Origin of the sequence: Streptomyces camelliae (assembly GCF_027625935.1) — a bacterium.
GTDB lineage: Bacteria > Actinomycetota > Actinomycetes > Streptomycetales > Streptomycetaceae > Streptomyces > Streptomyces camelliae.
This window is the reverse complement of the sequence record NZ_CP115300.1, coordinates 179,998-194,120: the sequence shown is the minus strand read 5'-3', so window position 1 is coordinate 194,120 and position 14,123 is coordinate 179,998. Positions and strand designations below refer to the sequence as shown.

Annotated in this window: 12 protein-coding genes; 5 read left to right on the top strand and 7 right to left on the bottom strand. The window is 70.0% G+C overall.

Annotation, left to right across the window (positions count from 1 at the left end; translation table 11 throughout):
• Nucleotides 1-455: 455 nt before the first annotated feature.
• Nucleotides 456-1,526 carry an NAD-dependent epimerase/dehydratase family protein gene (locus tag O1G22_RS00905; protein ID WP_270079494.1) on the bottom strand — a complete coding sequence of 357 codons (1,071 nt, stop codon included), beginning with the start codon at nt 1,524-1,526 and terminating at the stop codon, nt 456-458.
• A gap of 162 nt (nt 1,527-1,688) precedes the next feature.
• On the opposite strand from O1G22_RS00905, the gene O1G22_RS00900 reads away from it, so the two are divergent.
• Entirely contained in the window at nt 1,689-2,585 is an 897-nt protein-coding gene (locus O1G22_RS00900) for a helix-turn-helix domain-containing protein (protein WP_270079493.1), read from the top strand.
• A 175-nt stretch (nt 2,586-2,760) separates the two neighbouring features.
• On the opposite strand, the gene O1G22_RS00895 is transcribed toward O1G22_RS00900, so the two are convergent.
• A complete protein-coding gene (locus O1G22_RS00895) occupies nt 2,761-3,711 on the bottom strand; it encodes a GlxA family transcriptional regulator (RefSeq protein ID WP_428986471.1) in 951 nt (316 codons plus the stop codon).
• Between the two features lie 176 nt (nt 3,712-3,887).
• Between O1G22_RS00895 and O1G22_RS00890 the strand changes: the two genes are divergently transcribed.
• Nucleotides 3,888-4,610, top strand: a complete 723-nt coding sequence (locus tag O1G22_RS00890; protein WP_270079491.1) for a DJ-1/PfpI family protein — start codon at nt 3,888-3,890, stop codon at nt 4,608-4,610.
• A gap of 399 nt (nt 4,611-5,009) precedes the next feature.
• Here O1G22_RS00890 and O1G22_RS00885 read toward each other — a convergent pair whose 3' ends face one another.
• Nucleotides 5,010-5,894 (bottom strand): SDR family oxidoreductase, encoded by an 885-nt coding sequence (locus O1G22_RS00885; RefSeq protein WP_270079490.1) that lies wholly within the window; start codon nt 5,892-5,894, stop codon nt 5,010-5,012.
• Between the two features lie 117 nt (nt 5,895-6,011).
• On the opposite strand from O1G22_RS00885, the gene O1G22_RS00880 reads away from it, so the two are divergent.
• Nucleotides 6,012-6,587 (top strand): TetR/AcrR family transcriptional regulator, encoded by a 576-nt coding sequence (locus O1G22_RS00880; protein ID WP_270079489.1) that lies wholly within the window; start codon nt 6,012-6,014, stop codon nt 6,585-6,587.
• Nucleotides 6,588-6,687: 100 nt separating this feature from the next.
• Here O1G22_RS00880 and O1G22_RS00875 read toward each other — a convergent pair whose 3' ends face one another.
• The 4 genes from O1G22_RS00875 to O1G22_RS00860 all read right to left on the bottom strand — a co-directional run bounded on the left by O1G22_RS00875 (nt 6,688) and on the right by O1G22_RS00860 (nt 11,792).
• Nucleotides 6,688-8,292, bottom strand: a complete 1,605-nt coding sequence (locus O1G22_RS00875; RefSeq protein WP_270079488.1) for an alpha/beta hydrolase — start codon at nt 8,290-8,292, stop codon at nt 6,688-6,690.
• A 482-nt stretch (nt 8,293-8,774) separates the two neighbouring features.
• Entirely contained in the window at nt 8,775-9,467 is a 693-nt protein-coding gene (locus tag O1G22_RS00870) for a response regulator (protein ID WP_270079487.1), read from the bottom strand.
• Nucleotides 9,464-10,675, bottom strand: coding sequence for a sensor histidine kinase (locus O1G22_RS00865; RefSeq protein WP_428986302.1), 1,212 nt, complete (start codon nt 10,673-10,675; stop codon nt 9,464-9,466). Before O1G22_RS00865 ends, O1G22_RS00870 begins: the two co-directional genes overlap by 4 nt.
• Before the next feature lie 388 nt (nt 10,676-11,063).
• A complete protein-coding gene (locus O1G22_RS00860; protein ID WP_270079485.1) occupies nt 11,064-11,792 on the bottom strand; it encodes a S8/S53 family peptidase in 729 nt (242 codons plus the stop codon).
• Nucleotides 11,793-11,919: 127 nt separating this feature from the next.
• Here O1G22_RS00860 and O1G22_RS00855 point away from each other — a divergent pair, with 127 nt between their 5' ends.
• Entirely contained in the window at nt 11,920-12,873 is a 954-nt protein-coding gene (locus O1G22_RS00855; RefSeq protein ID WP_270079484.1) for an IS481 family transposase, read from the top strand.
• 83 nt (nt 12,874-12,956) lie between these two features.
• Nucleotides 12,957-14,078 (top strand): IS630 family transposase, encoded by a 1,122-nt coding sequence (locus tag O1G22_RS00850; protein ID WP_270079483.1) that lies wholly within the window; start codon nt 12,957-12,959, stop codon nt 14,076-14,078.
• Nucleotides 14,079-14,123 lie beyond the last annotated feature (45 nt).

Sequence of the window (14,123 nt, the reverse complement as noted above, 5' to 3'; positions counted from 1 at the left end):
GCCGACGGCACACATGTCGCCGGGGCACGGTGGGGCCTGCTGCCTCGCCAGTGGTCAGGGGCGGGGCTACCTGGTGCTGACCCCGGTGAGTTCCACGTCTTCGGGAACATGACTCCCGAAGCGGGCGATGGCCTCGACAATGCTGCCGGGAGAGACCTGGTGATCGCGGGTGAGGTGCCCGGCCGTACACTGCCAGCTCCTCCAGCAAGGCCATGCGCCGCGGCGAGGAGGTCCGCAGCCTGCTCAAGGACCTGACCCATCGGGTGTGGTGGATGCCCTCGCCGGAGTAGACCGTCGCCGACATTCCCGACGCCCCCAGCTGGGACTTCCGTCTGTTCCAGCCCGTGCCGATGGGGCCGTGCTGAGCCTCGCGCTGTCGGTGGAGTGGCCTGCCGGGTCGAAGAGCCTGGCCCGCGCCGCCTGGCTGCGGGAAGAAGCGGGTTGCACGGGGGGCGTCACGCCATGACAAGGCCCTGGTCGACCATGCTTTGACCGGCTGCTACGACGGCGTTGAGGCTTCGGCGGGGCTTCCACCCCAGGATGTCGCGCGCCTTGTCGGTGGAGAAGCGGCGGGCATAGCCCAGGTCGTGAACGGCCGAGCGCAGCGCAGGGTTGGTGGCGGCGCTGGCCCGCACGGTCTCATCGGGGATGCCCTCGGTGGGAACGCGAGCTGCGGCCTGGTCGAGATGGGTTCGCAGCATGTCGGCGATCTCAGCCATTTTCAGCGCGGGGCTGCTGCCCAGGAGGAGCCGCTGCCCGGCGGCCCCGGGCGCGGTTGCGGCGGTGACGTGAGCTGCAGCGATGTCGCGCACGTCGACCACGGGGTAGTACAGGTTCAACAGTCCGGGCATCTGCCCGGTGAGGAGTCGCTGGACAACGCGGTTGGCTCCGGAAACCTCCGCACTCAGCACAGGGCCCATCACGGCGACCGGGAGCAGTGTGGTCAACTCCATTTCGCCGCCGTCCTCGGCGACGAAGTCCCAGGCCGCACGCTCGGCGAGCGTCTTGCTGCGCCCGTAAGCGTCGGTACCGGGGCCGTCCAGGACGGTCCAGTCCTCCTCCGTGAAGACGCGGTCGTCGTGCGGGTGCCCCCAGGCGACCGCATGGAACGCCGAGGTGAGGACCACACGTGCCACGTTCGCGTCGCGTGCCGCCCGCAGCACCCGCAACGTGCCCTCGCGAGCGGGGGCGATGACCTCTTCCTCGTTCTCGACGTGTCCTGGCATGACCGGTGAGGCCACGTGGATGACACGGTCGATACCGTCGAGAGCCTGGGGCCAGCCCTCCTCACGTGTCAGATCAGCGGCGACGAACTCAAGACGGTCACCGACTGTCATACCAGCCTCACTCAGAGAGGCGCGCACTGCCTTCTCCCGGTCCAGGGACCGGACGGTGGACCGCACCTGATGCCCCCGGGCCAGGGCCTCAAGCACGACATGCCCGCCGATGAAACCTGAGCCCCCGGTCACCAGGATGTGTTGTTGGGACATCTCACGCACTCCTTGCCATCGAAGCTGCCCGGCCACTGGGCCGAAGCACCGTGGCCGGCTGCCGCGCCAGGGTTGATCCTCTTGCGGCTCTCGTCCGGCGAGCATGAGGGTGCGCGGGGAGGCACTACCAGTGTCCTCCCGACACTGGTAGTGCCAGGGACAGGCAGGGCACCCGGCTGGCGGCTTACGCTGGTGGCCATGGACAGGGAGCCGAACCTGCTGGGCGAGTACCTTCGTGCACGCCGCGAACTTGTCACCCCCGAGCAGGCCGGAATCCCGGTCCTTGGTCAACGGCGCGTCCCGGGCCTGCGCCGGGAGGAGGTCGCCATGCTCGCGGGCATCAGCGCCGAGTACTACCTGCGTCTCGAACAGGGCCGCGACCGCAACCCCTCGGTCCAGGTGCTGCAGGCCATCGCGCGGGTGTTGCACTTGGATGACGACACCTATCTCCTCAGCCTCGTGGACGGCAGACCGCGACGCAGGAATCGACGCCCGCGGCGCGAAGTCGTGCCGCCCAGCACGGCCCGCCTGGTCGAGACCCTCGACCTGCCGGCGTTCGTCGAGGGCCGCTACCTCGACGTACTGGTCGCAAACCCGCTGGCTACCGCCTTCTCGCCCCGTCTGACGACAGGACGCAACCGGCTCAGGGACCTCTTCCTCGACCAGGCCGAGGCGGCGATGTTCCCCGCATGGGAACAAACCACCGCCGGTCTGGTTGCGAGCTTCCGCAACTCGGTCGGCACCGATGCCGATGACCCACGCGTGATCGAGCTGGTCGGGGAGCTCTCAGTAGCCAGCCCGCACTTCCGCCAGCTATGGGCCCGCCACGATGCCGGGAACCGGCGCACCACCGCTAGCATCACCTTCGCTCATCCCCAGCTCGGCGCTATCACCCTGGACCGCGAGAAACTGCTGGTCAACGGGACCGACGGCATCATGCTCGTCATCTACCACCCGGAGCCCGGCTCCGAAAGCGCCGACAAGCTCAGCCTCCTCGCTTCAGCGTCGCTGCAGTCCGCCACGCCCGGAGCGACCCGGGCCACGTCTGATTCAGCCTGGCTCAGTCGACCACCTGCCGCCGGCAGCAGCGACTGACCCTCCCCTCCCCACGTCCTCGACAGCGTCGTACGTATGATCCCCATACGCCGAGGCCCCGGCCTCACCGAGTGGCATTGTTCACGAGTTCCGGTTCTGGCTCGCTTTGCCGATGCATCAACGAGTGCAGATACGCCGCGTGACATGCAGCGAGGACTTTTCGAGCGGCACAGGGTCAGGATGTGCTGCCGTGGATGGCCCGGTGCTGGCTGGGTGTCGTGCCGTACCGGTCCAGGAACGCCTGCCGCAGGGTCTCGGTGGAGCGAAAGCCGCACCGCCGGGCAACGGCGGAGAGCGGCAGTTCCGAGCTGACCAGGAGGTGGGATGCCGCCTCGGTGCGCGCGGTCCGGACGAAGCGAGCGGGCGTTTGCCCGAGGTGGTCGAGGAAGAGCCTTGTCAGGTGGCGCTCGCTCACTCCGGCCCGCTCGGCGAGTGCGGGTACGCCCAGGTCATGGTCCAGCGCGGCGGTGATGTGCTCGACGACCTGCTGGACGGTGCGGTGCCCGGGCACGGGCGCCGCGACGAACATGCTGATCTGTGCCTGGTTTCCGGGACGCTGGAGGTAGGTCACCATCATGCGGGCGACCGAGCGGGCCAGCGCCGGCCCGTGGTCCTCCTCGACGAACGCGAGGGTGAGGTCAAGGGCGCTGGTGACGCCGGCGGCTGTGCTGATCCGGCCGTCGCGGATGTACAGCGGGGCGGGATCCACGTCGATCTCCGGGTGCCGGGCGGCCAGTTCGCCGGCGATGGACCAGTGGGTGGTCGCCCGCCGACCATCCAGCAGCCCCGCCTCCGCCAGCACACTTGCCCCCGTGCACACCGACGCCACCCGTCGGCTGACCTTCGCCAGGCGCCGCACATGTTCGACGAACCGGGCGTTGCCAGCCGCGGCCCGGTGACCGCGCCCGCCTACGATGATCAGGCTGTCCGCCGGCCCCCGGATCTTCTCCAGGGCCGCCTGACTCGCCAGCACCAGCCCGGAAGCGCAGCGCACCGGACGGCCCTCGGGCGTGGCCAGACGGGCCTCGTAGGGCGGGCTCGCGCCCTGCCGGTTGGCCGTGTCGAGGACGCTGGTCACGCAGCTGATCTCAAGGAGCTCGGCGTCGTCGTACGCCGCGATGACCATGCGGCGGCCTGGTGTCGTCATGCCTTCCGACTGTGCCCGGCCGGTCTGAAAGACAGGCATCGCAGGAATTCAGACGCCGCGGTCCTGTTGCTCTCGTCCTCCTCCGCAACGGCACACACAGTGGTAGTGCAGTTCTTCCGCCCCAGCAGGTCGGCCCAGCTACCAGGAGCATCCCCATGACCGAATCCTCGACGCCCCAGCACGAAACCCCCGTGAAGACCATCGCCTTTGTCCAGTACCCGGGCCTCACCCCGCTCGACATCGTCGGCCCGCTGCAGGTCTTCAGCCTGCTGGCCCAGCTCGCCCCCGGTTATGCCACGGTCGTGGTCGGCGAGCGGATCGAACCGATGGCCACCGACACCCCGCTGTCCCTGGTGCCCAGCCACACCTTCGACACCATGCCCGATCCGCACGTGCTCATCGTGCCCGGCGGCTCGGTCCCCACTGTCGCCGCGATGGCCGACGAGAAGCTGCTGGACAGGCTGCGCACCGCGGCCGCGCGGTCGCAGATCACCGGCTCCGTGTGCACCGGCTCCCTGCTGCTCGGCGCAGCCGGACTCCTGGAAGGACGCCAGGCCAACACGCACTGGATGTACCGCAGCCTGCTCGCCAAGTTCGGGGCGATCCCCGTGAACGAGCGCTGGGTCAAGGACGGGAACGTCATCACCGCCGCCGGAGTGTCGGCCGGTATCGACATGGCCCTCCACCTGGTCGGCGAACTCGCCGGCCAGGATGTCGCGCGCAAGGTCCAGTTGTTCGTCGAGTACGACCCCGAGCCCCCCTTCGGTCCGATCGACTGGGAGGCCGCCGACCCCGCCCAGTACGCGCCCCGTCTTCGGCAGCGTCTTCATCAGGCCCTCACTGACCATCCCGCGCTCCTGGCACGTCTGACCGCTTGAAGGCGGGGCATCGTGGCGGAGTCAGGCTCCTCGATGTCGACGTGTCAGCCATGCGCCGTGAGGCCCACGCCTCGCGCGCCGTGCTGAATACTCCGACTGCCTGAGCAATGCCTTCGTGTGAGGACTTTGTCGCTCCAAGCGGCTGCCCGACCCCCTCATCCGAGACGTGGTCCGGCTTGGTGAGCAGGTCAGCGTCTTCGTCGTACTCCAGGCACCTCTCGTCGAGCCTGCCGTTCAGCACTGTTTGCGAAGATCTCCTGGGTGACCGCAAATCGGTTGCATGCGGGCAGTAGCGGCCTACCCCGGGCCGTGCTCCCGGCGTATCAGAGTCGGGTCTTAGGCCGCCCCCGGCCCGATGCGGCGGGGTACCGACGCGCCGGGCCTCGGGCGGTGCGGGCGTCAGTTCCGGGCGAAGTAGTGGCCGTTGTCGAGGTCGGCGATCAGGCCGGGGTGGACCGGCTCCCAGCCGAGCAGTTGCCGGGTGGCCGCGTTGGACATCGTGAGGTCGAGTGCCGCGAACGGGAATCCCGTGAAGTGCTCCGCCGCCCTCTCGGCCGGGATGCTGACGGCCGGGACGCCGAGGTGCCGGCCGATGGCCTCGGCGATCTCGCGCACCTGGACACCCTCCTCGGTCGCGGCGTGCAGCTGCGAGCCGGCCGGGGCCTTCTCCACCGCGAGGCGGAAGAGCCGGCCCACGTCGAGCGTGTGGCCGGCGGGCCAACGGTTGGCGCCGTCGCCGACGAAACCGGACACGCCCGTGGCGCGGGCGATGCCGATCAGCTTCGGGATGAAGCCGTTCCGGTCACGCGAGCTGTGCGTGACCGGCGGGACGGCGACGAGCACGGTCCGCACGCCGCGCTCGGCGAGTCCGGCGATCTCCTGAGCGACGGCGGTACGGGGGTTGGCGTGGACGGCCGCGTCCCGCCGCGGGTCGCCGGTGGGCGTCAGGCCAATGCCGATGAGGGCCTTGCCCGTGCCGGCCAGGGCCTCGCCGAAGACGCGCACCACCGCCAAGTCGTCGGCCACGGCGTCGGCAAAGCGCCCGGAGGCGATGGCGTCGTGCTTGAAGCCGAGGTGGACGACTCCGTCCGCGTCGGCCGCGGCCTTGCGCAGGACGTCCAGGTCGTCGAGGTCACCGCGGACCACCTCGGCGCCCAGGTCCTGGACGGCGGCGGCGGAGGCGTCGGACCGTGCGAGGCCCACGGCCTGGTGTCCGGCCTGGACGAGCTCGGGGATGACCGCGGAGGCGATGTGCCCGCTGGCGCCGGTGACGAAGACACGCATGGAGTTCTCCCAGGGCAAGGTGGGGGCGCCACGTTCGGCCGCCGCCCAGTGACGTTACTTAGTACCGTCACGATAGTCGAAGTGACGGAACCAAGTAACATCACCTAGGCTTGGGGCATGCCGCGATGGGAACCGAACGCGCAGCAACGGCTGATGCGCGCCGCACTCGACCTGTTCACCGAGAAGGGCTACGACGCCACCACGGTCAACGAGATCGCCGACCGTGCCGGTCTGACCAAGACCACGTTCTTCCGGCACTTCTCCGACAAGCGAGAGGTCCTCTTCGCCGGCCAGGACATCCATCGCCGACTCCTCGCGCAGGCGATCAACGCCGCGCCCGAGGCGGCGACGCCGCTCGATGCGGTCCGCGAGGCAATCGGCGCCCTCGCGGCCGTCTTCACCGACGACCGGCGCGAGTTCGCCGCCAGGCTGCGCCCGATCGTCGCCGACCACCTCGAACTGCGAGAACGTGCCGCACTCAAACGCACCGGCCTCGTCGAGACCCTGGCCAAGGCACTGGAGGAACGCGGCGTGCCCGACCTCACCGCCGACCTTGCCGCCGACCTCGGCATGCGCGCCTTCGACAACGCCTTCGACCAATGGGTCGTCCCGGCCAACGAGCGGTCTCTCACCGACCTCGCTCGCCGCGCCTTCGACGAACTCCGCGCCGCGATGGCCTTCCTCCACGGCTGAAGGTCTCGGGTCGCCGACTCGGTCGGCGGCAGGCCTCGGCTCGTCGAGAGGCATCGCCTCTGGCCGTCAGCCGGACAGGGAAACACCGCGTTCCGGCGGGTTACTTCTGGGTGACGTCGGTGCAGTAGACGTCCTTGTCCGGCAGGTGGCCGGTGGTCAGGAAGCCGACGGTGGCCTTGTCGGCGCAGGCGGAGCCTTCGTTGTAGACGTAGTGCCCGCCGTTGTCGACGCCGACGAAGGCGGAGCCGTCTCCGAGGGCCTCGTGCAGGCCGACGCCGCTTTCCCACGGCGTGGCGTTGTCCCGGCGGTTCTGGAGGATCAGGGTGTTGCGCGGGCCGCCGGGCACGACCTTGACCGTCGCCTCAGCCGGCTTGTCCCAGTAGGCGCATGCCCAGATGTTGGCGGGCATGCCCGCGGTGAGCGGCCACATCTTGCGGTCGGCGGCGGTGCGGGTGGCGTAGCCGTCGACGTCGTGCGGCCATTCGGCGTCGCCGCAGGTGAGAGCCATGAACATGGTGGCCTGGTTGTCCGCGGGGATGCCCGGGGACGTCGGTGTGTCGGCGAACACCTCCTTGAGAACGGAGGTGTCGGCGGCCGTGGTGCTGCCGTGGGCCAGGTCGTCGGCGGCCTTCCAGAAGTTGGCGAGCACGGGAAGCGTGTTGTTGTGCAGAAGCAGGGCGTAGGTCATGTTCCGCAGCAGCGCCCCGTCCAGCGACACCGATGCGCCGGGAATCGCTGCGGGCGTGCGGTCGAGCCGGTCGGCGAGGGCGAGGTAGGTGTGGGTCACCTGCGCGACGTTCGTGCCCAGCTTGAGGGTGCTGTCCTGGGCCGCGGCGACGCGGGCGGCGTCGGGGAACCGGTCGGCCATGCCCTTGCCCCAGGTGTCGGCGACCTGGTTGGCCCATACCTTGGTGGGGTCGACGTTGCCTTCCAGGATCATCCGGTCGGTGTGGTTCTGGAAGAGGGAGCGGTAGACGGCGCCGAGGTAGGTGCCGTAGGACTGGCCCCAGTAGGAGATCTTCTTCTCACCGAGTGCCTGGCGGATGCGGTCCATGTCGCGGGCGGTGTTGGCGGTGTTGTAGTACCGCAGGTTCTTGCCCACTGTGTCGGCGCACTGTTTGGCGTCGGCCTTGGCGATGGCCACGTTCTTGGTGATCGAGCCGTCCGCAGCGGGATAGGGGAAGATCCCGGTCACGGTGGGGTCCTTCAGACCGCAGCTCTGCGGGGTGCTGTGTTCGACGCCGCGCGGGTCGAAGCCGATCAGGTCGTAACGGTCCAGCACGGACTTCGGCAGGGTGGACGCCATGGTTCCGGGCATGTCGAGACCGCCCAGGGCCGGCCCGCCGGGGTTCAGCAGCAGGACGCCATGTCGCTTCCCGGGCTTGGCGGTGGACAGCCGGGAGACCGCCACGTCGATCTTCGTGCCGCCCGGGTTCTGGTAGTCCAGCGGGACCGTCAACGTCCCGCAGGCCAGGTGAGGGTTACGGGTCTGTCCGTCGGCCAGTGCCGGGCACTTGCCCCAGGTGATCTTGACGGCGCCCGCGGTCTCGTCGGTGCTGGCGGAGACCTTGGCCGTTTGCGCGCCCTGGGCGTCGGCACCACACGCGGCCAGTGCGGTCCCTGCCACCGTGGAAACCAGCAGAGTCGCGGCGAGTCGGCGGCCTCTGGGGAAACCGTGCTTCGCGTAACTGCGTGTCGTGGTCATGGCGTTGTCCTTAGCTACTCCGCTGGCTGGCCGGCATGGTCCGGCCGTTTGTTGATGGTTCGAGTCAACAAGAGGCCACCGGTGGCACGCGTCACCGCGGAGAGGACAAATCAGGTAGCTCGCTCGGGGGATCCTGGGCGACCCCGAGAACGGAGCGGCCACCGTGGGCGTATCGGATCAGATGTGGACGCGGACCGAGCCGCTGCTGCCAGCTTGCCGCGCCGCACGGATCACCCGAGGCACAAGCGTCCAACCGGACAGTGCTGTCGGGCATCCTGCTTCGTGCCGGCATTCCACGGGTGGCCGGAACGACGCGGGTGGCCCGGTCGTGGTGGACCAGAGAGCCGCGCAGGGCGGGGAGCATGCCGACCGGGCGAGCCGGTCCATGGTCCGGATACCACCTCGGCGGGGTGGTCGGCCAGGAAGGAGCGCGGCCGTGGCCGCGTTTTCCGGCCCCGGCCGGGGGCACAGGGCCGTCAGGCTCAGTCGCCGCCCGCCGCCAACCCCGCCCGGTACGCCAGGACCACCGCCTGGACGCGGTCGCGGAGGTCCAGTTTGGTCAGGATGCGGGAGACGTAGGTTTTCACGGTCTCGTGGCTGATGACCAGTTCGGTGGCGATTTCGGCGTTCGACAGGCCCTCGCTGATGAGGAGGAGGACCTCGTGCTCGCGGGGGGTGAGGACTTTGAGGCGCTCGCGCTCGGGGGACGCGGGGGTGGCGGAGGGGCGTACGCGTTCGGCGAAGCGGCCGATCAGGGTGCGGGTGACGGCAGGGGCCAGGAGGGAATCGCCGCGGGCGACGACGCGTACCGCGTTGATCAGCTCGGGCGGTGGGGCGTCCTTCAGCAGGAAGCCGCTGGCACCGGCGCGCAGGGCCTCGTACACGTACTCGTCGACGTTGAAGGTCGTCACGACGAGGATCCTGGCGGGGCTGGCGGAGTCGGGGCCCGCCAGGCGGCGGGTGGCCTCGATTCCGTCGAGCAGGGGCATGCGGATGTCCATGACGACGACGTCCGGCTTCAGCTCCTGCGCGCTGCGGATCGCCGCTCGGCCGTCCACGGCCTCGCCCACGACCTCCATGTCGGGCTGGGCGGAGAGGATCGTGACGAACCCGGCACGAACCAGGGCCTGGTCCTCGCAGACCAGCACCCGGATCGCAGTGGGCGGAACACTCACGCGGCACCTCCTGAGGGGATGCGGGCGTGCACGCGGAATCCGCCGTCCGGGCGGGGCCCCGCCGCGAACTCGCCGCCCAGCATCTCCACCCGTTCCCGCAGCCCGGTCAGGCCCCTGCCTCCCGAGACGTGCGGGCCGCCGCCCAGCAGGGCTGCGGACGTGGGTGCGTCGTCGGCCGTCCCGGCGGTGGTGACCTCGACGTCCGTCCAGTCGGGGCTGTGTGCGAGCCGTACCAGCGTCTGCCGGCCCGCGGCGTACTTCACGGCGTTCGTCAGGGATTCCTGCACGACGCGATACGCCGTGAGCTGGGCACCTACGGCCATGGTCGGCTGCTCTCCGTCCTCGACCAGCTCGATCGGCTGGCCGCCCGCTCGTGTCTGCTCCACCAGATCAGGCACCCGGCCCGGCATCGGCGCCCGCTCCCGCAGTGCCGCATCACCGGTCGCCTCCAGCACGCCGAGCAGGAACCGGAGCTCGGCCAGCGCGCGGCGGCCGGTGCCGCTGATGGCGTCGAGGGCGTCGTGGAGGCGGTCCGGCGACTCGGTCAGGTACTGCGCCGCACCTGCCTGCACCACCATCGCGGTCACATGGTGGGTCACCACGTCGTGCAACTCCCCGGCCAGACGGCTGCGTTCCGCCGCGATGGCCATCTGCGCGGACAGGCGCCGACGCTCGGCCTCCTGCGCCCGCCGCCCGCGTACCTGGACGCCCAGACCCCACACCACCGCCAGGACCATGTAATACAGCAGGTAGTCGGTCAGGCCCTCGGGCGAGCCCAGCACGTGCAGGACGACGCCGAAGACCACATACCCGCTCGTCGCCGCCAGCGGTACGACCCGCCGGAGGCGGTCCTGGTGGGCACCCACGGAGTACAGCGCGACGTACAGCCCCAGACTGCCGAAGCTCGGCGGGCAGCCCAGGCACTCGTACACCGCGAACGAGGCCCCCACCACCGCGAGGCAGGCGGCCGGCCAGCGGGTGCGCACCGCAAGCGGCAGAGTCTGCCCCAGGGACAGCAGCACACTCGCGACCGAGGCGCCGTGGGTGGGAAGGTCGCCGAACTGCACCCCGAACCGCGACAGCGGCGCCGCGAACGACAGCACCGTGAAGACAAGCGCGACCCCACAATCCCTGGTGGCAGCAGAGCGCGATCCCCACCACCGCGACAGCACGCGAAGCCGGGCGGCCGCGGCGGCCACCGGGTCCATGCGTGCGGAGGGGCCTCTGGCCTGCGCGCGCGCCGATGGCGCGGGGGATGCCGAGCCCGATGGTTCACGCGCTGCTTGGTCTTGCGTCATCATCATCCACGATCCCGTACGTCCGGCGCTGAGCGGCATGAAGACCGGGCCGTGGTCCGCTGTCCGCCCGCCCGTGAGTACGACCTGTTCGGTATCCGCACCATACGGCACTGCGGGCCGGACAGTCGTCCCCCGGGAGAGGACAGCCCGGTAGCTCGCTCGGGGGATGCGCGGAGACGGCACGTGCCCACCCGCCGGTGACGATGCACAAGGGTCGCGACCCGTAGCTTTCCGGCATCGAAGGCGCAGACCACCCACCGGGAGCGGGCCCTGCGGAGGAAGCCCTGTCGTCCGACCATCACCAGTCACCGATGCAATTCGCCAACGGGATCCTCCAGGCCGGACCGGCCGAGAAGAACACCAGACGGCCGGTGCGGTGGGCGACGTCGGCGTGGGTGCGTCTGCCAGAGGCATCGCTGTCCAGGCAGGAGCCACCGACGGCGTGCTGCATGGTCGACACCGTGGAGCGCCTCGGGCCGGCCCTCACCTTTGCTGAGGCCGGACAACGAGATGGGGAGACATCGGCGGCGCGTGGTGTTCGATGTTCATGAGAAACCACAAGCGGAGTTGCGTGGGGGCCGACGTACCCACCGTGGAGGTCCGTCCGGCGGTGTCCACGCACGCTGGGCCGGAGCTTCGGCATGGCGTACGCGCACACCGCCAGACATACGCCGCTGCCCGCCCCGGCCCAGGCGGTCTCCTGCCGGCCGCGGTCGTTGTCGGCATGGGTGAGCGAGGTGCCGCCCACGGCGATGACGCTTGAGTACGCCGCCGGAAAGGTTGGGACGGTGTAGCCGGATTCTCCGGAGGAGGCGACCACCGCCACGCCAGGGTGGCCGTAATTCTTGGCGTAGGCGGTCGTGTCGTGCGCTTCGGTACCGCCGTAGCTGTTGGACACCTCGGTGGCGCCCAGGGCGACGGCGGTGTCCACCGCGGTGGCCAGGTGCGCCAGTTCGGGGTCGTCTGCCTTGACCAGCAGGATGTGGCACTGTGGGCAGGCGGCGGAGGCCATCTCCAGGTCGAGCACTAGTTGTTCTGTCCGGGGAGGTTGTGGACGGGTGAGCCAGGTCTCGGCTGAGGGATCTTGAACGGGTGAGGGCCTTCCGGGTTCGGTGTGGATTGCGACATCTGCACCGAGCACCGAGAAGGCCCTCTTGCCTCACCGTAATGCACCCCTGACCGAGACCGGTCGCCTGCGTCCGGCCCGCTGCGTCGTCGAGGACGGCTGGACCCTGCGCCGGGCTGCCGAACGTTTCCAGGTCTCCCCGACCACCGCCCAACGCTGGGCCGACCGCTACCGGGCGTTCGGCGAGGCAGGCATGGCCGACCGTTCCAGCCGCCCGCGCACCAGCCCCCGCCAGACCCCGACCCGTACCGAACGGCGCATCATCAAGGTCCGCCTCCTGCGCCGCTGGGGGCCGGCCCGCATCGCGCACCTGCTCCGACTGGTGCCCTCGACGGTGCACCGCGTGCTGACCCGCTACCGACTGGCCCGCCTGACGCATCTGGACCGGGCAACGGGCCGTGTCATACGCCGCTACGAGCGCCAACGGCCCGGCGAACTGGTGCACGTGGACATCAAGAAGCTCGGCAACATCCCCGACGGCGGCGGACACAAGGTGCTGGGCCGGCAGGCCGGCCGCAAAACCCGTTCCGCAAGCGGCTACAGCTACCTCCACACCGCCGTCGACGACCACTCCCGCCTCGCCTACAGCGAGATCCACACCGACGAGAAGAAGGAGACCGCCACCGCGTTCTGGACCCGCGCCCAAACGTTCTTCGCCCAGGCCGGGGTCACCGTCGAACGGGTCCTGACCGACAACGGAGCGTGCTACCGCTCCCGGGACTGGCGCGACGTGCTGGCAGCGGCCGGGATCGCCCACAAGCGAACCCGGCCCTACCGGCCCCAGACGAACGGCAAGGTGGAACGCTTCAACCGCACCCTGCTCGAGGAGTGGGCCTACGCCCGCCCCTACCACTCGGAGACCGAACGACGCGAGGCGTTCCCCGGCTGGCTGCACACCTACAATCACCACCGCGGCCACACCGCGCTGAAAGGGCAACCACCCGCCAGCCGCGTCCCCAACCTCACGGGTCAGTACAACTAGTGCTGTGACCGCGTAGGCTCACCGGGTTGGCGGTCGTGGCGGTTGGATGTGCGGCGACGTCCGATCCGATCGCTGGAGGCCCGGTGGCCGAGCCTGTCCGTGTACACAGACTGACCGACCAGGAGGGGCAGAAGCTGCAGCAGATCATGCGCAGGGGCAGCACGAGTTCGGTGCGCCACCGGCGCGCGATGATGCTGCTCGCCTCGGCGGGCGGGAGCCGGGTGCCGGTGATCGCCCAGCTGGTCCAGGCCGATGAGGACACCGTGCGCGATGTGATCCACCGCTTCAACGAGATCGGCCTGGCCTGCATGGACCCTCGGTGGGCGGGAGGCCGTCCCCGCCTAATCAGTCGTGAGGACGAGGACTTCGTCATCCGGACGGCCACCACTCGCCCCACCAGGCTCGGCCAGCCCTTCACCCGCTGGCCGATCCGCAAGCTCGCCGCCTACCTGCGGAAAGTGCACGGCCGCGTCATCCGCATCGGCCGTGAAGCCTTACGGTGCCTGCTGCGGCGCCGCGGCATCACCTTCCAGCGCACCAAGACATGGAAGGAGGCGCCCGACCCTGATCGCGAAGCCAAGCTCGACCGGATCGAGCAGGTTCTGGACCGCTTCCCGGACCGGGTCTTCGCCTTCGACGAGTTCGGGCCCCTGGGGATCCGGCCCACCGCGGGCTCCTGCTGGGCGAAACAGGGCAAGCCAAACCGGCTGCCGGCGACCTACCGCCGCACCCACGGCGTCACCTACTTCCACGGCTGCTACTCCGTGGGCGACGACCGCCTGTGGGTCGTCAACCGCCGCCGCAAGGGCACCGCCAACACCCTGGCCGCGCTCAAGTCGATCCGCGCCGCCCGGCCCGACGGCGCCCCGATCTACATCATCCTGGACAACCTCTCCGCCCACACCGGCGCGGACATCCGCCGCTGGGCGAAGAAGAACAAGGTCGAGCTGTGCTTCACCCCGACCTACGCTTCCTGGGCCAATCCGATCGAGGCCCACTTCGGCCCGCTGCGGCAGTTCACCCTGGCCAACTCCCACCACCGCAGCCACCCCGCACAGACCCGGGCACTGCACCGCTACCTGCGCCGGCGCAATACCAACGCCCGCCACCCCGACGTACTCACCGCCCAACGCAAGGAACGCGCCCGCGTCCGCAGCGAGAAGGGCATCCGCTGGGGCGGACGCCCCCTCAACACCGCAGCCTGACCAACCGCGAACCGTAGCCCCCGAGCGCCGAAGGGGGCAAGTTCA